The 22,172-nt window shown below is 56.3% G+C and carries 16 protein-coding genes; 11 read left to right on the top strand and 5 right to left on the bottom strand.

All coding sequences use genetic code 11. The annotated features are described in order from the left end of the window. Nucleotides 1-2 precede the first annotated feature (2 nt). Complete coding sequence (locus AC1AY0_RS04255) at nt 3-1,046, bottom strand: glycosyltransferase family 2 protein (RefSeq protein WP_476522985.1); 1,044 nt, start codon at nt 1,044-1,046, stop codon at nt 3-5. 127 nt (nt 1,047-1,173) lie between these two features. After that, nucleotides 1,174-2,007 carry a TetR/AcrR family transcriptional regulator gene (locus AC1AY0_RS04250; RefSeq protein ID WP_476523101.1) on the bottom strand — a complete coding sequence of 278 codons (834 nt, stop codon included), beginning with the start codon at nt 2,005-2,007 and terminating at the stop codon, nt 1,174-1,176. 119 nt (nt 2,008-2,126) lie between these two features. Between AC1AY0_RS04250 and ftsY the strand changes: the two genes are divergently transcribed. The 4 genes from ftsY (at nt 2,127) to AC1AY0_RS04230 (ending at nt 7,508) form a co-directional block, all read left to right on the top strand. Beyond that, nucleotides 2,127-3,428, top strand: coding sequence for a signal recognition particle-docking protein FtsY (ftsY, locus tag AC1AY0_RS04245; RefSeq protein ID WP_101626089.1), 1,302 nt, complete (start codon nt 2,127-2,129; stop codon nt 3,426-3,428). 305 nt (nt 3,429-3,733) lie between these two features. Next, nucleotides 3,734-5,029, top strand: coding sequence for an ammonium transporter (locus tag AC1AY0_RS04240; protein ID WP_101626090.1), 1,296 nt, complete (start codon nt 3,734-3,736; stop codon nt 5,027-5,029). A 1-nt stretch (nt 5,030) separates the two neighbouring features. Then, on the top strand, nt 5,031-5,369 hold the full coding sequence (locus AC1AY0_RS04235; protein WP_003828096.1) for a P-II family nitrogen regulator: 339 nt from the start codon (nt 5,031-5,033) through the stop codon (nt 5,367-5,369). Nucleotides 5,370-5,681: 312 nt separating this feature from the next. Next, complete coding sequence (locus AC1AY0_RS04230; protein WP_101626091.1) at nt 5,682-7,508, top strand: [protein-PII] uridylyltransferase family protein; 1,827 nt, start codon at nt 5,682-5,684, stop codon at nt 7,506-7,508. A 167-nt stretch (nt 7,509-7,675) separates the two neighbouring features. Here the strand turns inward: AC1AY0_RS04230 and AC1AY0_RS04225 are convergent, their stop codons facing one another. Next, the gene (locus AC1AY0_RS04225; protein WP_476525961.1) at nt 7,676-9,025 is read right to left on the bottom strand and encodes an MATE family efflux transporter; all 1,350 of its coding nucleotides are present in this window, start codon (nt 9,023-9,025) and stop codon (nt 7,676-7,678) included. 622 nt (nt 9,026-9,647) lie between these two features. Here AC1AY0_RS04225 and dnaB point away from each other — a divergent pair. The 7 genes from dnaB (at nt 9,648) to AC1AY0_RS04190 (ending at nt 18,252) form a co-directional block, all read left to right on the top strand. Further along, nucleotides 9,648-11,099 (top strand): replicative DNA helicase, encoded by a 1,452-nt coding sequence (gene dnaB, locus AC1AY0_RS04220; protein WP_242689697.1) that lies wholly within the window; start codon nt 9,648-9,650, stop codon nt 11,097-11,099. A gap of 2 nt (nt 11,100-11,101) precedes the next feature. After that, nucleotides 11,102-12,472, top strand: coding sequence for a Mur ligase family protein (locus tag AC1AY0_RS04215; protein ID WP_101626104.1), 1,371 nt, complete (start codon nt 11,102-11,104; stop codon nt 12,470-12,472). Continuing rightward, the gene (locus tag AC1AY0_RS04210) at nt 12,469-13,221 is read left to right on the top strand and encodes a type 1 glutamine amidotransferase (protein WP_101626094.1); all 753 of its coding nucleotides are present in this window, start codon (nt 12,469-12,471) and stop codon (nt 13,219-13,221) included. Before AC1AY0_RS04215 ends, AC1AY0_RS04210 begins: the two co-directional genes overlap by 4 nt. Nucleotides 13,222-13,340: 119 nt before the next feature. Next, on the top strand, nt 13,341-13,610 hold the full coding sequence (locus AC1AY0_RS04205; RefSeq protein ID WP_101626095.1) for a hypothetical protein: 270 nt from the start codon (nt 13,341-13,343) through the stop codon (nt 13,608-13,610). Nucleotides 13,611-13,669: 59 nt separating this feature from the next. After that, complete coding sequence (locus tag AC1AY0_RS04200) at nt 13,670-15,487, top strand: ABC1 kinase family protein (RefSeq protein WP_101626096.1); 1,818 nt, start codon at nt 13,670-13,672, stop codon at nt 15,485-15,487. A gap of 309 nt (nt 15,488-15,796) precedes the next feature. Next, on the top strand, nt 15,797-17,014 hold the full coding sequence (locus AC1AY0_RS04195; protein WP_101626097.1) for an MFS transporter: 1,218 nt from the start codon (nt 15,797-15,799) through the stop codon (nt 17,012-17,014). A 203-nt stretch (nt 17,015-17,217) separates the two neighbouring features. After that, nucleotides 17,218-18,252 (top strand): LacI family DNA-binding transcriptional regulator, encoded by a 1,035-nt coding sequence (locus AC1AY0_RS04190; protein ID WP_165781955.1) that lies wholly within the window; start codon nt 17,218-17,220, stop codon nt 18,250-18,252. Nucleotide 18,253: 1 nt separating this feature from the next. Here the strand turns inward: AC1AY0_RS04190 and AC1AY0_RS04185 are convergent, their stop codons facing one another. Further along, nucleotides 18,254-20,470, bottom strand: a complete 2,217-nt coding sequence (locus tag AC1AY0_RS04185) for an alpha-galactosidase (RefSeq protein WP_242689698.1) — start codon at nt 20,468-20,470, stop codon at nt 18,254-18,256. Between the two features lie 228 nt (nt 20,471-20,698). After that, nucleotides 20,699-21,721, bottom strand: coding sequence for a LacI family DNA-binding transcriptional regulator (locus AC1AY0_RS04180; RefSeq protein WP_476522983.1), 1,023 nt, complete (start codon nt 21,719-21,721; stop codon nt 20,699-20,701). Nucleotides 21,722-22,172 lie beyond the last annotated feature (451 nt).

Raw genomic sequence — 22,172 nt, 5'->3', positions numbered from 1 at the left:
AATCAGTTAAATCCGACGACCTTCTCGGCGATGGTGTAGCCGTTGCGCACAATCCAACGACCAGCCGAACCGGGAAGGTTGATGGCGCGCGACATCAGCTTGCTGCGCACATCATGCCCAATAGCCGGCGAATACGCGTCAATCGCATCCCACAGCTCGCGCTTCTTGACATAGTTCGCCTTATCTCGCGAAAGAATCAGGAATACAGAAGTCACCGAAGACTCAATCGCCAGGAAGTGAATCATATAGCGATACAGTCCCTCAGGCACAGTGCCGCGTTCCGGCGTAGCCTCAGTCATCAAACGATTCACCAAGCGCAGCTGATCGACACGGCGAATCATCACATCAGTCTGCACGCTCTGGCCTTCGCGGCCAATGAAATAGTGGTAGAACGGCACGTCCAAATACTGAATGCGCTTCACCCACGGGAATGGCTGATACGAGTAGTAGAAGTCCACATAGAACGTATGCTCAGGCAGCTTCAAACCGGAATCGCGCACCACCTGCGTGCGGAAGGTGAGCGCATGCATAATGATGTACTGCGCCAAGCCGAAATGGCCCAAATCATCCCAGCCGAGCACGCGACCGGCCGGAATCACGCGGCGGAAATTCACCGTATGCTTGTGACGCTTAGCCACTTTGTCATACACATAGTTGGTGACCAGCATGTCGATGGGCTCGGAGGTATCGCGTTGCGCTCGCAGCGTATCCATAACGGTGTTGATGGCCTGCGGATCCACCCAATCGTCCGCATCTACAACCTTGACATACATGCCAGAGGCCGCTGCGATACCAGTGTTCACTGCGCCACCGTGGCCTTTGTTTTCCTGATGAATGGCTCGCACGATCCCCGGATTATTGCGCTCCAGCTTCTGCGCATATTCCAGCGTGCCGTCTTTCGAGCCATCGTCCACAATCAGTACCTCGATATCCTCAGGGTTCGAGGCGGAAAGCACCGAATTGACGCAACGGTCAAGATAGGACTCCATGTTGTATGCGGGAATCACGAAGGTGAGCGTTTTTGCCGTCTGTACCGCGTTGGCCATACCAGTTACGTCCTCAAATGTTCAATGTCGTATCGTTGGGCATCATTGCATCACAATAAATGCATCAAGCGATATGTTCGTTATGCTGTTCAAACCGTAGCACCTTACCGCCGATGACGGCAGAGTATTACGCAAGCTGTTGGTCTGAATTCACATTCTGTAGTGGCGCTTGCAGTGCTGTGTGTTCAGGGTGTGCGGCCTGTTCAGTGTGTTCCGGTTGTTCCGGGTCAGCGTATCCGGAATCCGTGTTTTCCGGCAAGCTCCGCTGTCCATTTTCGCTGACACTATCTAATCCGGCACTTAGATACGGCTGATTCGCCTCTCGCTGCAAAGCCTTCTGCGCTTCACGTTGAGCTTTCGCGCCCTCGAACAGCAAGCGAGGCTTGGAATCAAGCCTGCTCAAGCCATGCCATGCCAAATCCACAATATAGGCGGCAAGCTGCTCTTTGCTAACCTTCGGACGATCCGCCCAGTACTGTCCGGTGAACACGGTCATGCCCACCAACATTTGTGCATAATACGGCACGCCCTTCGTGGAGAGCTTCTGACGTTTGAACGCTTCGGAGAGAATATCCTCCACGCGCATGGAAATATCGCCCAGCAGCGAGCTGAACGAGCCGGACGGGTCGGTGCTCGGCGAATCGCGCACCAACACCTGGAATCCTTCCGCGTTCTCCTCAATATAGGTGAGCAGCGCCAAAGCCGTGCGCTCCACAATCTGACGCGGATGCATGGTCGGCGCATCGAGTGCGGCCGCTAGCGTGCTGATTAGCGCGCGCATCTCGCGGTCCACAATCACCGCATACAGGCCTTCTTTACCGCCGAAATGCTCATACACGATCGGCTTGGAAACCTTGGCATGCGCGGCGATTTCCTCCATGCTTACTGCTTCGAATCCTTTGGATGCGAACAGGGCCCGGCCGACCGAAATCAGCTGTTCTCGTCGCTGCAGTGAAGTCATACGTGAGGAATGTGCCATGGTGACCACCATAGTCGGTGGGTAAGTCGGTGGGGCAAGTTGGCGGCAGAGTGGCCGTTTGCTTGGCGCTTACGGGAAGGCCCACATTTAGACTGGCAACTATGGAAATGAATACTGTTCTGGCCATTGTTGGCGTGATAGTTGTAGCAGTCATATTGATTGCTGTAAGCATCTGGCTGTCTAAGTCTCGTAAACGTGATCTTGACCGTGCAATGGGCAAGGGTGCTCCGGATAATCAGCGTACGCGCGATGCTAAGGCTGCGGCAGATGCGCGCTTGGCTGCTGAGGCTAAGGCTGCTGCTGAGGCTGAGGGTACTGTCGAGGTTGAGGGTACTGTCGAGGTTGAGGGTACTGCACAGTCAGCTGAATCATCGGATACTGAGCCGACTGCCGAGCCGACTACCGAAGCTGCACCGGCTGCAGCCGCAGTCGCTCCTGAATCTGCTCCGGCAGGCGAACCTGAGCCTGAATCCCCGGAGTCAGTTGGTTCTCGACTGACTCGTCTGAAGGCCAAGCTCGCCAAGTCCGGCAATCCATTCGGCAAGGCGTTGTTCAACATTCTGGCCAAAGACAATCTTTCTGAGGCTGATTGGGAAGACGTTGAAGATACGCTGCTGCTTGCCGATGTTGGCGCGGAAGCCTCTGCCCAGCTGGTCGATGATCTTCGTACTGATGCTCGTATTACCGGCAAAGCCGACCCGACTGAAGTGCGTGCCACGTTGAAGGAGAAGCTCCTCGACTTGGTGGGCCGTGATACCGACCGCCGCCTGAATGCTGAGAAGCCTGGCGCGGATAAGCCTTCCGTCATCATCATGGTGGGTGTGAACGGTACCGGCAAGACCACCACTGCAGGTAAGCTTGCTCGACTCTTCGTGGCTGAAGGCAAGCAGGTGGTGATGGGTGCGGCCGACACCTTCCGTGCAGCCGCCGCTGATCAGTTGGAAACCTGGGGCGCTCGCGTGAACGTGCCGGTGGTGCGTTCGGATAAGGATGGCGCAGATCCGGCTTCCGTGGCATTCGAGGCTGCTGGCAAGGCCAAGGAATTGAATGCGGACGTGTTGATTATCGATACCGCTGGCCGACTGCAGAACAAGTCGAACCTGATGGATGAGCTCGGCAAGATTCGCCGCGTTACCGAGAAGCAGCTGCCAGTAAGCGAAGTACTGCTGGTGCTGGATGCCACCACCGGGCAGAACGGTATGGCTCAGGCCAAGGTATTCGCCGAAGCCATCGGCATCACCGGCGTGGTGCTCTCCAAGTTGGACGGCTCCGCTAAGGGTGGCATCGTGATCTCCGTGCAGAAGGAACTCGGCGTGCCGGTCAAGCTCGTCGGCCTCGGCGAAGGCCCGGACGACCTGGCCCCATTCGATCCGGAAGGATTCGTAGACGGCATCCTTGCCTGACGCGTCCACGTTGTGAACGCGTAAAACGCCGCAAGTCACGCAAACAAGGCCCTGAATTATGTTCGAAACATAATTCAGGGCCTTGCCATATCCGTTGAAATCAAGCCAAAATCCTCCCCTTAAATGTGCCGATTTCATGCGGTAGCGCTTAACAATCGCGTAACTTGGCGTAACGAATTGAAAACGCAACCGGCTTTTACTGACGAACTGTTAGCCCCCACAAGGGGGACGGCATTTATTGGAACAAGACGCCGGCTACTACAGATTTCAAGCCCGGCGCCATGAACAAAGAGAGGGAGGTAGACATGGGAGCGCTCGATTCCGGAAATACCGCATGGATTCTTACATCTGCGTCCTTGGTTTTCCTCATGACGCCTGGTGTGGCGTTCTTCTACGGCGGTATGGTTCGTGCCAAGGCCGTTCTGAACATGCTGATGCTTGAGGCGGCTGCACTGTCAGTCACCATGATTATTTGGACCCTGTGGGGTTGGTCCATCGCCTACGCCGGTTCTGACATCGGCGGCATCTTCGGCGATCCGGCCAGCGGCTTCCTGCTGAAGGACTCCATGGTCGCCCAGGATGGTGTGTTCACCACCACCGGCCTGAACAGCAACAACTACCCGGTTTCCGTTGACGTTGCCTTCCAGGTGGCCTTCGCCATGATCACCGTCGGCCTGATTTGCGGCGCTATCGCTGAGCGTGTGAAGTACAGCACCTGGATGATCTTCGTCGCCCTGTGGATCACCTTCGACTACGCTCCTATGGCCCACATGGTCTGGAACGGCGGCCTGCTCTCCGGTGAGGGCGCCATCTCCAAGGCCATCGGCGCAACCGCTCACGATTTCGCAGGTGGTACGGTCGTCCACATCAACGCTGCAGTCGCTGCTCTGATCATCGTGCTGATCATCGGCAAGCGCAAGGGCTTCGGCACCCAGCCGTTCCGTCCGCACAACGTTCCGTTCGTGATGCTCGGCGCCTTCCTGCTGTGGTTCGGCTGGTTCGGCTTCAACGCAGGTTCCGCCTTCGCCGCCAACGGCACTGCTGGCTACGCCTGGGTCTCCACCTCCGCTGCAACCGCTGCTGCAATGCTTTCTTGGGGCTTCACTGAAAAGATTCGTTCCGGCCACTACACCGCTATGGGTGCTGCTTCCGGTATGGTCGCTGGCCTGGTCGGCATCACCCCGGCTGCTGATGTGGTCTCCCCGCTGTGGGCCATCGTGCTCGGCGCTATCGTCGGCATCCTGACCTGCCTCGCCTGCGGTCTGAAGTTCAAGTTCGGCTACGATGACTCCCTCGATGTGGTCGGCGTCCACGGCGTTGGTGGTTTCACCGGCACCCTGCTCATCGGCTTCTTCGGCGAAGGCACTGGCCTGCTGGCTGGTGGCGACTGGAGGCAGCTCGTTGTCCAGCTCATCATCGCTCTCGTTGCTATCCTCTACTCCGCAGTGATCACCGCCATCATCGCCTTCGCTCTTGAGAAGACCATCGGCTGGCGCGTCACCGAAGCTCAGGAAGTCGGCGGCATCGATCTTGCCGATCAGGGCGAACGTGCTTACGATTTTGCTGGTACTGCCAGCTCTGTTCTCAAGGAGGTGAAGTGAGATGAAGCTGATTACCGCTATCATCCAGCCCCATAAGCTTGACGACGTCAAGGAGGCTCTCGCAGCCGCCGGCGTGCACGGTCTGACCGTGTCCGAGGCTAACGGCTATGGCCGTCAGCGTGGCCACACCGAGGTTTACCGTGGCGCTGAATACACCGTGGACCTGATTCCGAAGATCCGCATCGAGGTTCTGGCCGATGACGCCGATGCCGAGACGCTGGTCGGTGTGATCGTCAAGTCCGCCGGCTCCGGCACCATCGGTGACGGCAAGGTGTGGGTTGCCCCGCTTGACTCCGTGACTCGCGTGCGTACCGGCGAGACCGGTTCCGCCGCCATCTGATAGGCGTCCGATTCCTCCAGAGAGGTTCGGGCTATCAAAGTAAGACAGGTCCCCGCACGTTGCGTTCGTCGCCGTGCGGGGACTTTTTATATGCGACACCATGTGACGCATTCCGGCGAATGCGTCACGTAGAGGTTCCATCTGTGACGCATTCCCCTGATTGCGTCGCAGAAGATGTGTTCCACGGTATGTTTCACGACGCATTTCCGGGAATGCGGCATGTAAGGGTTCCGTTTGCGCAGCATTTCCAGGAATGCGTCGCCCCCGAGCTCGAAATTATGGCTAATACGGAACTAGTACGAAAGGATGCACATGGCATCGGCAGTAGATGGTTTGAAGCAACGATTCATGGATATGAGCCAGCCGGATGCGGATGGTGTGTACCGCAACGGCACTGCTAAACGTAAGGCCCGCACTGACCTGGCCATGCAATGTCTCACAACGCTGTGGGATGAGGCCACGCAAGCCGTTTCCTTCGATGTTCCTGCTTCCGGCATCGGTTTCGCGGCGGTCGGCTCGCTCGCCCGCGGTCAGATTGGCCCGAGCTCCGACCTCGACCTGGTCATTATTTATGAGCCTCGTGCACTGAACGATCAGCAGCTCAACGAACTGGCCAATAAACTTTGGTACCCCTTGTGGGATAGCGGCCTCGACCTTGACCATTCCATTCGCACCCGTGCCCAGTGCGAAGAGGTCACCGACCATGATTTGCCTGCCGCAATGGGTTGGCTCGATGTCAAGCCCATCGCCGGAGATACCGAACTCATTCGCACTACTGCCGCGTCTATTCTGGAACGCTGGCGCAAAGCTGCTCGCAAACGTTTGCCGGAATTGCTTGATTCCGCAAAATCCAGGCTTGATGAATTCGCAAGACTGCAATACGTCAATCAGCCGGATATTAAGGAAGCGCGCGGTGGATTGCGCGATTCAGTGCTGATTTCCGCGCTCGCCACATCTTGGCTGGCCGATCGCCCGCACGGCAGCTATGACGAGGCTGTGGAACGTCTGCTCGATGTGCGCGACTGCATTCATTTGGTGGCCGGCAAAGATACGAATCTGCTGCTGACTCCCTACCAAGCCAAAGTGGCGGCCATGCTTGGTCTCGCTGATCCGACTTGGCCGGAAAGCGAACGCGCCGCGTATTCGATTGATGATCTGCAGACGATGCTCGCTCGCCTCGGCCGCCGCATTTCCTTCGCGCTTGATTCCACGGCCTCCCGTGCGGAGCATTCGCTGACGCATGAAAAGCCGCGTTTCGCGTTCTTCCAAATGTTCTCGCAGCGCGCTGGCGGCAAGCGCGAAGCCCCGCAGTTCGACATCGTGGCTCCCGGCATCGCCAAGCATGAAGGTGAGCTGGTGCTCGCCCCCGGTGTGGAACCCGCCAAGGATGCCAAGCTCGCATTGCGCATGGCTGTGGCGTCCGGCGAGTTTGGCTTGCCGATTAATCCGTCCACGCTGACTAATCTCAAGAACTGTCCGATTCGCGATAATCAGTGGGATGATGAATCTCGCGAACTGTTCGTGCGATTGCTGGCTTGCGGCCCGCAATTGATGAACGTGTGGGAAAGCATCGACTTTGTGGATATTCCGGGCCGATGGATGCCGGAATGGCTTGGTATTCGTAATCGTCCGTCCGCGTCGGCAGCTCATCGATACACCATCGACCGTCATATGGTGGAGGTTACGTCGCGTATTACGCGGGATACTCCGTCGGGTGGTCGGTATGACGATGAGCATTATCAGGCGCTACTGCTTGCTGCGATTACGCATGACATCGGTAAGCGCGCGTTCGTGCGCGATCATGCCGCCGAAGGTGCGCGTCATGTGCCGGTGATTTTGAAACGTATGGGATACCCGCAGCAAATTATCGACTGGGCGACTGTGCTGGTGCGCGAGCATCTGACACTCTCCGAGTATGCGACAGGTAAGGATCCCAATGATCCGGCTGTAGTAGCTGATCTTGCCGATCGACTCAATCATGACAAGACGCTATTGGATATGCTGTTCGACCTGACTCGCGCTGACGGTTCCTCGCTTGGTGCCACCGCAGGCGAATCAATCATCAAGAAATACGGCTGGTCCAAATGGCGCGAACAAATCGTCCTCACCATGTACTCCGCCGTTCGCGCCGCAATGTAAACAAAAGCCTCCCTCTGGCAAGAGAGGCTGGTGGGGATTTGCGCGAGAAAACCCAGTCAATAGCCTCCCTCTGACGAGGGAGGTGGCCGCCGCAGGCGGACGGAGGGAGAGAAGCGCGGCTATGCCGCAAAAACAACAGTATCGGCCAACGGCCGATGCCGTCCCCCCTACCTCATCCACACATCCCCGCGCACGCGCAAGCCATTGCACAGTCCACGCCCGCCCATCAGAATCACATTAAAAACAGTCCAAATCAGTACGGTCCGCGCAGCATCGCTGCCCAAACCCGGCGCCACCATACCCGCCAATGGCACAATGAGCGCAATATACACTACGGCAGTCAACGTGCAGGTTATCGCCAGATACCGGTAATCGCGCGCGCCAATCAGAATGCCGTCAATGGCCATCATCCAACCCTGCAGTGGGAAGAAGACGCCCATCGTCACCATACCCACGGCAATCAGCAGCTGAATATGCGGCGTGGGGGAGAAGAAATGCCCCGCGAATAAGCCAATAATGGCAAAGCCCAAGCCGATTGCGGTGCCAGTGAGCGCGCCCATGCGCCCGGTCGCCTTGGTCAGCATGCGTGCTCGCGGCCTATCGCCAGCGCCAAGTGCAGTAGCCACCAATGCCTGCCCTGCAATACCAACCGAATCGAGCATGTTCATCGCAAAGTTCCAACTGGAGTTCACTGCCTGAAAACCGGCCAATACCGAGGTCCCCATGCGGGCCGCGCTCGCCACCGTCACTACCATTGCCGCGCGAATCGCCAACGTACGAATGAACAAAGGAATGCCGTCGCCGCCCGCCGCGGCAATGCCGGCGAGTCGCGGTCGCAAACTTGCGCCATCCGCACGAGCCCACAGAATTGCGGGAACAACAAGGAATATGCCCATATACCATTGCGCAATCAGCGTTGCTGCACCGGAGCCAGCGATGCTCCAGCGGAATACCAGCACGAACAGCACCTCAAGCACTGTGTTGAGGATTGCGCCGCTGACCGCTGCGATCAGGGTAATGCGCACCTTCTGCAATCCGCGGAAAATACCGTTTGCCGCATACACCAGCAGCATGCCGGGCGCGCCCAGCACGATTGCACGGGTGTAAAGCGTGGCCTGACGCAGTACCTCGCCTTGACCGCCGAGCGCGCGGCACAATGGTTCGGCGGCGGCAAACAGCGCGAGGCCTAAGACGATGCCGATGCCCAAAGCCAGCCATAATCCGTCGATTCCGGCCTGCAATCCTTCACGGCGTTTGCCGGCACCCAGCAGATGCGCTACTTGCGCGGTGGTGGAGTAAGCGAGGAAAATGCACAGGCCCACGGCGGTCAGAATAATGGTGGATCCGATGGAGAGGCCGGCCAGTGCGGCATCGCCAATATGCCCCACGATTGCGGTGTCGATCAGAATAAAGGTGGGTTCGGCGATGAGCTGGCCGAAGGTGGGCAGTGCCAGCGCCAGAATCTGGCGACTTGATGAGCGGAAGGTCGGAGACTGTTGGTGCACGTTCGCCTGCATATCATGCTTAACTACGTTGTGCAACTCGCCTCTTTCGCTGTGCAATGTTATCCCCAGACTATCCACCAAGTTATCCCCCGTATGTGGATAACCAAGTGGATTATCCACCAAGTTATCCCCAAAATGTGGATAACTTTTTTTTCTATCCACATTGGCGGCTTCTGCGTGTCGTTCGCGTCACATTCCGGTGAATGCAGCGTGAACAATGTGGGGTCTGAGAGGGAGCAGCTGGGGCAGATTACGCGGACTGAATGGTGTGGGTAGCGCGAGGCGGGTGGAGTGATGGCGCGAATCGGGGTGTAGATGGCCTGGATTGGACGTGGCAGTCCCGTTGCAGCTTGGTGGTGACTCGGCAATCGTCATTATGTACGCGTCTCGACGAAGCGTCCGCAAACATAGTGATGATTATGAAGTCAGAATCGTCATTATGTACGCGGGCCAACGAAGTACCCGCATACATAATGACGATTTCGGGGCCAAAAACGTCATTATGTTTGCGGCACCCCGGTTCAGCCGCGTACATAGTGATGGATTCCGGTGGTTGTGGCCGCACTACCGCCCGAACTAACGGTTACGCGCAGAGTCTGATGGTTGCAAGATGCGCCTTCTATACTGGGGAGCTATGGCAGAAGGAAGCGACAACTCGTATCAGAACTACGCAGGTGGCTCAGACAACGGCGGCAATCGCGCTGGCCGTGGCGGTGCGCAAGGCTCGGCAGCATCAGGCGACCCGATTTTCGACCGTGTGCCTCCGCATGATGATGACGCGGAAATGGCAGTACTTGGCGGCATGCTGATGAGCAAGGACGCCATTGGTGAAGTGTCGCAAACCATTGACGTCACTGATTTCTATCAGCCCAAGCATCAGACGATTTATACGGCGATCATTGACTTGTTCTCTGCAAGTCAGCCGGTGGACGTGGTGTTGGTGGCCAATCAGCTGCTCGCTGACGGCAATCTTGAAAAAGTCGGCGGCGCTGATTATCTGCACAGCTTGGTGGCTTCGGTGCCGACTGCGGCAAACGCTATGTATTACGCCGAAATCGTGCATCAGCGTGCGATTTTGCGCAATGTGATTGCAGCCGGTACCAAAATTGCTCAGCTTGGCTATTCCGCTGAGGGCTCGCAGGCTGAGGATGTGGTCAATCTCGCCCAGTCCGAGATATACGAGATGTCGATGGGCAAAGTTCGTCAGGACTATGCCGCCATCGGACCGGTGGTGCACGACGCACTCGACCAGTTGGACAAACTGCAGAACGGTTTGGTGCAAAAGGGTGTGCCGACCGGCTTCCGCGATATTGATGATGTGACTCAGGGCTTGCAGCCTGGCCAGATGGTGGTGGTGGCAGGCCGCCCGGCTATGGGTAAGTCCACGCTTGGTATTGATTTCGCGCGAGCTGCCGCCCTGCATCATAATATGACGTCCGTGGTGTTCAGCCTCGAGATGAGCAAGGTGGAGCTCGCCCAGCGTATTATCTCCGCCGAAACCAATATTCCGATGGCGGCTCTTCGCCGTGCGGACGATATCACGCCTGAACGTTGGAACACGTTGAACCAGTTCTGGACCAAAATGCAGAACGCGCCGCTGTTCATTGACGACAGTCCGAACATGTCCCTGATGGAAATCCGTGCAAAATGCCGCCGACTCAAGCAGACCAATGATCTGAAGCTTGTAGTCATCGATTACTTGCAGCTGATGACGTCCGGCAAGGCCGTGGAATCCCGCCAGCAAGAGGTGTCCGAATTCTCCCGTGCGCTGAAGCTCCTGGCCAAGGAGCTCGAAGTGCCGGTGGTGGCCTTGTCGCAGCTGAACCGTGGCCCGGAAATGCGTAACGACAAGAAACCGCAGCTTTCAGATCTTCGTGAATCCGGTTCAATCGAACAGGACGCCGATGTGGTGTTCCTGGTGCATCGTCCGGACTTCTATGATAAGGAAGACCGCCCAGGTGAGGCCGATATCATCATGGCCAAGCATCGTAACGGTCCGACTGAAACCTTCCATCTTGCCTTCCTCGGTGCCACGTCCAAGTTCAAGGACATGCCGCAGGACTACAACGCCAATCAGGGGGTGTGATGATGTTTGTTACTCCAGCCATCGGAAAACTGGTTCGTGCGGCCGCGCGCGTTACCAAACATGGCGGCTCGGCGTTCCCGGGCAAAATCGTGGAATCCGTCGACCCTGGGTTCCTGACCCGCACGCTTGCGCAATTGCCGCTTGGCGTGGTGCTGGTCTCCGGCACGAACGGAAAAACCACCACCACCCGTATGGTGTCTTCCATGCTTTCGGACTTGGGGCTCAAGGTGTTCACCAACCCCACTGGTTCGAACTTCGTGCGAGGTGTGGTGTCTGCTCTGCTGAACGAGGTCAATTTGGCCGGCAAGCTGGACGCGGATATCGCCGTGCTCGAGCTCGATGAAGCGTATGCGGTGCATTTCGTCAAGCAGGTCAAGCCGCGCTATGCATTGCTGCTCAACGTGATGCGCGATCAGCTTGATCGCTTCGGTGAAATCGACACCACTGCCAAACTGCTCAGCCATGTGGCCGAGGCAACCACCGGCACTGTGGTGTTGAACCGCGAAGATCCACGCATCGCCGCGCTTGCAGCCAAGGTTCCGGCCGGCACGCAGGTCAAATACTTTGGTTTGGCCGATGATTTGCGTCATTATTTCCCGTCTGATGACGACATGGCCACGACAGTGTCCGTGGAATCCGGCGCGGAGAAGACGGCGCAGACGCGAAGCGGACTGAGGGGGGCAGCCCCCGAGCTGCCTGCGGACGTGACGCTGACCGCAGTCGGCGATCACGAAGCCACATTCAATATGGACGGGCAGGATTACTCCACCGCAGTCAAACTCGAAGGCGTCTACAACCTGTACAACGCTGCGGCCGCGCTCGCCGTAGTGCGCGCGGTCATGACCAATGCCGCCGCACAATCCAAGGCCATCACGAACGCCAACGCCTGCGCGGTCAGCGCCGATGAACTGATTGCTGCGGTCTCTCGCGTCACCCCGGCATTCGGCCGCGGCGAGGTTATCAATGTGAACGGTTCGCCTGTGGAACTGCTGCTGGTCAAGAATCCGATGGGCTTCCGCCTTTCGCTTGCCAGCTTCAGCCCAGCCGGTGCAGACACGATGATCGCCATCAACGACCAGTACGCCGATGGGCGAGACATGAGCTGGCTATGGGATGTGGACTTCACTTCGCTGCGAGCAAGCGGCGTAAACATGGTGTCCGGCGTGCGCGCCTGGGATATGGCTTTGCGCCTCGGCTACGATCAGGTGCCGGTCGAGCAGGTGGAACCCGATCTGGAGCGGGCGGTAACCACGTTCGTCACCAGCAATCCCGGCACTCGTAAACATATGTATTGCACGTATACCGCCATGCTGAAAGCGCGCGCGGTATTAGGCGGAATCACTGAGGTCAGCGACGCAGGAGTGGGCCGATGAGCAAAACAATCGATATCGTGTCTCTGTATCCGAAAGACATGAACATTTACGGTGACTCCGGCAACGTGCTCACCATTCGCCGCCGACTGGAATTGTACGGCTACCATCCGGTAGTGCATCAGTACAATCAGGGCGACGAGTGGCCTGAGCAAGTAGATCTGATTCTGGGCGGCGGCGGCCAAGACACCGGCCAGAAGAAAATCATTGATGATTTCTATATGCGAGCTGATCTGCTGCGCAAGCTTGCGGCAGATGGTGTGCCAATGCTGATGATTTGCGGCCTGTACCAGCTGTTCGGCGAGTATTTCGAAACCGTAGACGGCACAAGGCTCGACGGCATTGGTGTCATCGGCGCGTATACGGTAGGCCAGGATGTGCGCATGATCGGCAACCTTGTAGAACATTCCGCACAGTTCGGTGATGTGATCGGCTATGAGAATCATTCCGGGCAGACGTTCCTGAGAGATGGCGTGCAGCCGCTCGGCACAGTCGACGCCGAGGGCCAAGGCAACAACGGTAAGGACCATACCGAGGGCGCTCGCGTAAACAATGTGATCGGCACGTACATGCATGGTTCGCTGCTGCCTAAGAACCCTGCAATCTCCGATTTTCTGATTGAAACTGCGGCAACCCGCCGCTATGGTTCGTTCAGCACGACTGATCAGACTTCGGAACAAGCCGCTGAGCTTGCGCGACTCGACCAAGTGGCCGCCAACGCGCGCAAAGCCGCAGCCGCACGCCCCCGGTAAGTGTATTCCACTAGACGAAATCAGCTGTAAGGCCTAGCGTCAAGGACGTGCATGTGCGCTAATCTTGTGAATACGAGACAAGGCATCAGGCTGCGTCGAACCTCGAAGGAGGGGTTATTATGGCTGATTTTGATCTGGGCGAAGGCGTCCGCAAGGTTCTGCTGGCCGGCATCGGTGCTCTGGCCACCGGTTACGAGAAGAGCAGCGCCATTGTTGATGACCTGGTAAAGAAGGGCGAGCTGACCGTTGAGCAGGGTAAGTCGCTGAACACTGAGCTGAAGCGCAAGGTGGGCGAGGCTCTGGTCAACGATGCCAATAAGGACGAAGCCAAGGAAGAGCCTATCGACACCACTGAGGCTGATTCGTCCGATTCCGCCGATAAGGACTGATTGCTTTCGTGACTGCAAAGACAACGGAACAGACGACGCAGCACAATGCGCGCGGCACGATGCCGCATACTCAGCCGGACGCCTCATCTGAAGCGTCCGGCTCATCGTCGTCTGCTCCGCAGTCTGCGGCCACTAGCACTGCGGGCAATGCTCGCACTACTGGAACCTCCAGTTCCACTGATTATCCGATGACTGCCGCCTACGCACAATGGGCTGCAGTAAATACGGAAACTATTGGTCTGTTTGGACCAAGGCGAGATGATTTCTCCCAGCGCTATCATCTGACTCGCCGCAGCAAGATGAAGCGTTTGGCGCAAATCGTGCGCATCGTCAACCAATTCGATGCGCTGAAAGGTTTGACGCCAGTGAAAATGCGCCTGATGTTCGAGGCGCTCGGCCCCACATTCGTTAAAGTGGGCCAGATTCTTTCTATGCGTTCCGAGATTCTGCCGCAAAGCTTCTGCGACGAACTCGCCAAACTGCGCGCGGATGCGGATCCAATGCCATACGCCACTGTGCTGGATGTGCTGTCTGCTGAATATGGCCGCCCAGCAAGCGAAGTCTTTGCGCATATCGATTTGAAACCGTTGGGCTCGGCGTCGCTGGCTCAAGTGCATCGCGCGACGCTGAAAACCGGCGAAGATGTGGCTATTAAAGTGCAGCGCCCAGGCGTGCGCGAAACCATGGCGCAAGACGTTGCTATCATGCGCTCTATTGCCAAAGCCGCCACCAAAGTGATTCGCAGCTCGCAGATCGTCGACTTGCAAGGCGTGGTTGAGGAGCTGTGGGATACCTTCGAATCCGAAACAGACTTCCTTGTAGAGGCGCGTAATCTGGCTGAATTCAAGCGATTCGCGTCACGCTTCAAATACATGGATTGCCCGACTCCATACCCGGACCTCTGCACTGAGCATGTGGTGGTTATGGATTATGTGGATGGTATTTCCGTTTCGCATGCTGACGAGTTGGTGGACGCCGGATACGATCTCAAAGACATCGGCACCAAGCTGGTGGATAATTACGCCACGCAGATTCTGGACGATGGTTTCTTCCACGCGGATCCTCACCCGGGCAATATCATCATTCGCGGTGGGCAGATTGTTCTCATCGATCTCGGCATGACCGGCCGGCTTGATGCCAAAACCCGCGCGGTGATGAAAGAGATGATTTTCGCCGTGGCCAAGCAGAATTCGCCGGATTTGGCCGACGGATTACTGCGATTCGCTGGCGCTGAAGCAGACCCGGCTGATTATCCGTCCTTGCTTGCCGATCTTGACGTTATCGTCAAGGAATATGGCACTGTTGATCTCAAAGACTTGGATTTGGCGGCATTCATCACCGCGTTGACCTCGTTGGCGCAGCGTCATGGCATCGAAGTGCCGAGCAGTATCACTACCGTGGGCCGCGCGTTGGTCACGTTGGAAGGCTTGCTGGACGAGTTCATTCCAGACGTGAACATGATTGAAATCATTTCGCAGCACATCGCAACATCCAAGAGCACAAGCCAAGCCATCAAAGATGAACTGAAGGATCTTGGCGTGGAAAGCCATGTGGCGATTCACAGTGCACTGGACGCGATGAGCGAGCTCAACGTGGCCGCCCGTATGCTCACGCGCGGTCAGCTGCGCATGAACATGGAGCTGGTTGGTTCGCAGGAACCATTCCAGTTGCTGTCTGACATGGTGAACCGATTGACGATGGCTCTGATTGTGGTGGGCTTGTTTATTGGTTCGTCGATTGTGTATTACGCCGGCATGAAACCGATTATTTTCGGTATTCCGATTGTGGGCTTTATGGGCTATGTGGTGGCCTTTGTGCTCGGCTGCTGGATTGTCATCGACATCTATTTGAAGGGCCGCAAAGCCAAGAAGCGCTAGTCGGCAAATCTTTCTATCCTCCATATCTCATGGCGCTGGCATCTTCATATTGCCAAAGTTGCCATATGCTTTTTCTGTTTATTTGAAACCGATAAAAGAAAGAATTAAGCAAAGTTCAAGAAACGCCGGAATATAAGCCATTTCGATGTTTTAATTTGACTTTATACCGGTATCAAAATATAGTTTCTTCTGACAACGGAGAACGAGGTCGGCAAGGACGGCGAACAGTCCAAGCCGGTCAACACAATTCGTTCACACCGACGTCAGCACCAACCACCGGTGCATAAACCACAGAGAAAAAGGAAACCTATGTCATCCACAACGAAGAAGGATGTCAACAGCCTTTCGGTGATCCTGCCGATGCTGTCCATATCGCTGTTCCTCACCAGCTACAGCGTCGTCAACGGCGTTATCCCACAGTTGGGGCGTGCGCTTAACGTCGATAACACCGCCGCGGAGTTGCTCTCCACCACACCATCATTGACTGCACTGGCCACGCTGCTCATCAGCCCGGCGCTAGCGCGATTCTTCGGCCTGAAGAAGGTTATCGGTGCCGGTCTGTTCCTTGTGGGCATCACTGCATTCGTGCCGATGTTCGCCACGAACTTCGCCGTTGTGATGGCTGCACGTGTGCTCTTCGGTATGGGTCTCGGCTTGTACAATTCGCTGGCCATCACCCTTATTCAGATGCTGTATTCCGGCAATCGCCGCGCTACTCTGCTGGGTATCCGTGGCGCCACCGAAAACCTTGGCCAAGCCATCATGACCGCACTGGTATCTGTGTTCGTGCTCATCGCCGGCTGGCAGGGTGCCTTCATCGTCTACCTGTTCGCATTCCCGGTGCTCATCTGGTTCTGGTTCCAGGTTCCGGACGTCCACCTCGATAAGTCCGGCTCCTCCGACATGGAAGCCGAAGAGAACGTCAACATCTACCCTGAGCAGACCAGCCCCATCCTTGGCGCATTCTGCGTGTGCGCCGCGCTGTATATGGTGTTCTTCAACGCTATCAATGTGCGTTTCGCTGAAATCGCTCAGAAGATTCTGAACGATCCTCACCATGATTCATCCGTAATCATCTCCGTAGGCATCCTGTTTGCCGTGGTTGCCGGCTTTGTGTATGGCTTCCTGGAAAAGAAGTTCGGCGATAACACCTATTACATCGGCATGGGTGTCTACTTCCTCGGCAGCTTGCTCGTCTCTCTTGCCGGCAGCAGCTACGTTGTGCTGGTCATCGGCTTCTTCCTGTTCAACTTCCCTGGCCCGATTCTGGGACCGTTCCTGTGCAACCGCATCCCGAAGTACGCAAAGAAGAGCTCTCAGGCATTCTGGTCCACCATGATCATCCTGTCCTTCCACGTGGGTGTGTTTGTTTCCCCGCTGGCTATGAGGGCAGTCACCATGATTACCGGTTCCACTGATCCTGCCGCTCCATTCCCGTGGTTCACTGCAGGCTTTGCCATCATGATTGCTGTGGTTTTGGCTTGGCAGCTTACTCATAAGAAGAACGCTCAGCCAGCTTTGGCCTGATAGTTCTGAACTGTTCTGAACGCAACCGTGTAATTCAAGAATCTCTAGCCTGATTCCAAGCGCCTCGTTATGGGGCGCTTTTTTGTACCGGTATACATCGAACGGTTTGCGTACAATGAAGCGCACAGAATATAAGCCAGGCGGTTAACCCGTGCGGTATGCCGGTGTATGACTTTGGAACCCCAAGTCAGGGAGGTATGTGCATGCCTAGAACGAAGCGCGGTACCGCGCCTTCCATTCGTGACGTGGCTGCGGTGGCCAATGTCTCAGTGCCCACGATGTCGCGGTATTTGAAGGATCCTAGTCGGGTTAGCGAGAAAAAGCGTGTAGCTATCGCGGCCGCCATCGAAAAGCTGAACTACCGGCCGAATCCTATCGCCCGCGCTCTCGCCCTCGATATGAGCGAATCAATTGCGGTGATGTCTGCCGATACCAGGCTGTATGGCCGCACGCAAACCTTCTATGGCATTGAGCGTAAAGCTCAGGAAATCGGCTATCCGACTACTATCTATGTGCTTGATTCGCGCGGTGGTGATTGGATGTTAGGCAGCGTGCGATCCTGCCTGGATCGCAGCCCGGCCGGTGTGATTCTTATTGATTATGATCGCTTAACCGATAGTGTGGTTTCCCATATTCCAACCACAACTCCGTTGGTGATTATCGGTGGCCCTCGGCATGAGGATCGGGCCCAGATTCATTTGGGCGAGTATGACAGCGCTTACACGATGACCAAGCATTTGCTGGCTTTAGGGCATGCAACTGTGCATTATGTGGCAGTGCCGTCTGATGTTGATGCGCGCGAGGATGGCTGGCGCATGGCGCTCAGCGATGCGCATGTGCCAGCTCCTGCGCCGATTGCTACCACGTGGGATGCGGAAAAGGCCATTGCTATCGGGCAGCAACTTGGCAATGACGACAGTGTCACTGCTATTTTCGCCGGCAATGATGAGATTGCAATGGGTGTGATGCGAGGTTTGGCAATCGCTGGCAAGCGGGTGCCTGAGGATGTGATTGTGGCCGGATTCGATGATCACACGCTTTCCCGGGTGTGGAATCCGCCGCTGACTACGATTCGGCAGCACTTTGATGAGGCTGGCGAGCACGCGGTCACTATGCTCAAACAGCAAATTGATGATGTGGTCAACAATCGTCCACGCGGCGAGGCGTGGACGATGTTCGATACGATTGCCGGCGAATTAGTGGAACGCGAGTCCACCGGCGAACTCGTGCGCGGCTGAGCTACTGACGCGTCACTTCAATGAGCACGGCATGTTCAGGCGCGAGCTGCGGCGGGCGAATACCCCACTGAGTGAGCGTCGCACCATCTACCGTCGTACCCTCGTCCGTCCACCAGCTCAATGGTGTGCGGCAATTCGGGCTGAACTCCTGCTCGTAGCGGGTGATGCCGCCAAGTGGGCGAATACGGTAACGTGCCGTATCGTCCAAGCCGGGCAGCCGAACCAAACCATACGGGTAATCCTGGGATGATGAGACTGCGGCGAATCGGAAAACCGCGCGCGAACGATCCGGCGCAATAAGTCCATCGACGCGAATGGCCGGATCGGGAACATCGGCATGCACCATAACGCCTTGAGGAATATCCTGCCGACGCTGCTTATACAAATCCACCCAACTCTTGAGCTGCTGCAAATCAGCATCATTGAGCTTCATAATGTTCCATTCGATGCCGAGATGGCCGAAGAACGCCATCGACGCACGCATAGTAAGCGACGTAGCGCGGCGGGTCGCATGATTCGGAGACTCGGAAATATGCTCGCCGATCATCTCCGGCGGAACCAACAATGATGTGCCACGCTGAATGTCGGCGCGCTCCACGGGATCGGTGCAATCAGAAGCCCAGACGCGGCTGCAACGTGCCAAAACGCCGGCGTCAATACGGCCGCCGCCAGACGAGCAGGATTCGATTTCCAATCCAGGATGGCGTTCGCGCAGATGATCGACAATCGCATAAAACGCTTCGGTCTGCTTATGCACGGCAGGATGACCGGATGCAGGAGAGATGGGCTCGGTGAGGAAGCGGTTGTGATCCCATTTGATGTAATCGATATGGTATTCACCCACCAAAGTGTCGATGGCATGCTCCACATAGGCAGCGGCTGCAGGATTCGTCAGATCAATAACCTGCTGTGCGCGCGATGCCATCGGCAGACGCTCATTGTTCGGAGCGAGCATCCAATCAGGGTGAGCGCGCGCCACATCAGAATCAGGGCTGATCATCTCCGGCTCAAACCACAAGCCGAATTCCATGCCCAAATCGTGCACATGATGGGCTACGGTTCCAAGACCTTCCGGCCACAGCGTGGAATCGACCTGCCAATCACCAAGTGCCTTGGTATCGTCGCGGCGGCCTTTGAACCAACCATCATCAATAACGAATCGCTCCACGCCAATCTCAGCGGCGCGATCAGCCAAGGCAATGACCTTGCCTTCACTTTGCGCAAAGTACATGGCTTCCCACGTGTTGAGCATCACCGGGCGAGGCTTTGCAAGTTCTGGATGCAGCGCGCGCAAGTACGCGTGGAATTTCGACGAAACCTCGTTCAGGCCATCACCGACGCCAACAAGTAGACGTGGCGCATGATACGTGGCGCTTGGTGTCAATTCGATTTCGCCCATGTACGGCAGTTCGCCGCCGCCGATAACACCATGCGTATAGGGTGTGCGCTCAATGAACGTGGTGGAATTGCCGCTGAATGCCACGTGAGCGGAGATAACCAGCCCATGTTCGAAGCCGAAGCCGCGCTCGCCAGCGGTGAGCAGGGTAGTGGCGTTGAAATTCGGGCGACCCATGCGCGATTCCTTAGCGAACACGCCTTCAGTAAGGGGCTGACGTTGCAGCGCACGTTCGCGAAGATGGTGACCGGTGCAGGATTCGACTTCCGATACCTGAGGCGGCAGCGGTACAACCGGTGCCAGGCGTTGAACGGTCAATGGTGATTCGCCGGTGTTGGTCAGATCGGTGTCTACGCGAATAAGTCCTTCTGCGCCGATGGCAACAGTCATATGCAGAGCGAGCTTAGCGGTATTGTCTGCCGCCTCGATGGTAATGGAACTTTCAGTGGTGGTGACGTGGGACACGTTCAACTCAGGGAACAGTTCCACGCCATTGCGTGCCACTTGGATGGCAGGTGTTCCGGTCCAGCCTTCAGCCTGCGTGGGTAGCAAGGAAGGCATTTCACCGATTTGAAGACCTGCGTCAAGCGTCTGTGGGAACTGTGGGTCCGGTTGTATGGCAGTGGGCTCGTTTGCCGCTGCCGGAGCTGGTGCATGGGCAAGCGTTGATGTGGCCGCGCCGCGCGTGATGGCAACGATACGCGGGAATCTGCTTTCGCTAAGCCCGATGGTCACATGGGTCAGCTTGCTGGTTGGTGGGATAGTGGTGGTGCCATCAGGAGCCTGCGTCGGCTGGTTGATGGCGATGGTGGTCATCTGCATGTGCATACCTCGTTGTTATGGGTGATAACGAAGAATATCATATAAGATTTATACCGGTATAACAATTTAAAAACGCAGTAAATCTGCCTATAAATAGATAAATAATGATACCGATATAATTTTGTGAGCATATGACGCTCCGCCGCGGGAGTCTGCAGCGGAATATGCGAAAGCCCGGATCAAATTCGATTCTGGTCCGGGCTCTTGGGAGATATGCTGTACTGTACTTCAGTCCAACGGCAGCGTGGATTCGCGCTGAATCAGGCGGCAGGGCACATAATCCACACCATGATGCGGATTGCCGTCGATGGCATCCATCAAATACCGTGCTGCTCGGCGACCGATGGCCTCAGTTTCATTATCAATCGAAGTCAGCGACGGGCGAGAACCGGAAGTCAACACCGACCAATTATCGTGACCGATAACGGCAACATCATCCGGAATGGCCAAACCCTGCTGCTTGAGCACATCAATGCAGCCGCGAGCGAGCTGATCGCTCTGACATACCACGGCATCGAATTTCACGCCTTGATCAAGCAGAAGGCGAGTGGCCGCGCGGCCCCAGCCTTCTTCCCACTTGCCATAACGAACCGGGCCAGCCGGCTGAATGCCGAGCTCGGCCAGCGCTTCGAGCGCACCTTTGGTGCGATCGGTGGCTGCCGTATAGGTTTCATCGCCGCCAATAATGGCGATATGCCGACGCCCGCAGGAAATCAGATGATTGACTGCCATGCGGCCGGCGTCCACATTGTCGCAGGTGACTGAGCAGTCATCAGTATTGGTAGAAGGGCCGTATACATACACCAACGGCACACCCCAGTCCTGGCCAAGTGAGGGGCGAGGGTTGGTTTCACGCTGCACAATCAGCAGACCATCGACTTTCAGCGACAGCAGCTTTTCCACATGTTGGCGTTCGAGTGCAACATCGCCGCGTGCGTTGGCCAGCAGTACGGAAGTGGATTGTGCGCGCAGCTCGTTTTCGGCGCCGATAAGAATAGGGGTGGAGAAGCGACCCTGTAGATCAGAGGTGACCAAGCCAATTAATCCAGAGGTGCCCCGGGCCAAGGACTGCGCCAGCTTGTTGGGGGAATAGTTCAATTGACGGGCGGCTTCGAGCACGCGCTGCTTGGTTTCGTCGCTGATGCGCGGCTTGTTATGGAGCGCCTTGGATGCGGTGGCCAGTGAAACTCCGGCCAGCGCGGCTACATCTTCAAGTCGTGCCGAACGTCCGGTCGGGATCTGGGACATCATTCCTCGATTCGTTATTGTTATGGCTGTTGTGGCCATAGCGGTGTGGTGTTCACAGTGTTTCGTGGGTGCAAAATGCGCCTTGCATGCCGTTGCGTACGACTGAAAACAATGGACGGCGAATTTGCCAATCAGTACTTCACTGTGCTGTGCATAGTATAGCGCAAACTGCGAAAACATTTTCGCAAAGGGTGTTTCGCAGGGGGTGTTTTATAACAAAACGATAACAGCAATGTTCGCTTTTACAGAAAAGCATTGAAAGCGTTTGGTTTGTGTTCGATTTTGTGTTCTTTGCGCGACACGCCGCAAAAATGCTGAAAATTAGCCAAAAATCAGAATTGAGAAACCGGTGAATCATATCGTTAAACCGGTTCGACTTGTGAAAGAATGCGAAAATGCGAAAGCGGTTTTGCAAATAAAGCGCTGTTCGCTTATATTGAGAAAAGGCTTTCGC

Source organism: Bifidobacterium sp. LH_416 (assembly GCF_056357055.1).
The sequence above is the reverse complement of the archived record's forward strand: the minus strand, read 5'-3'. Positions and strand labels throughout refer to the sequence as shown.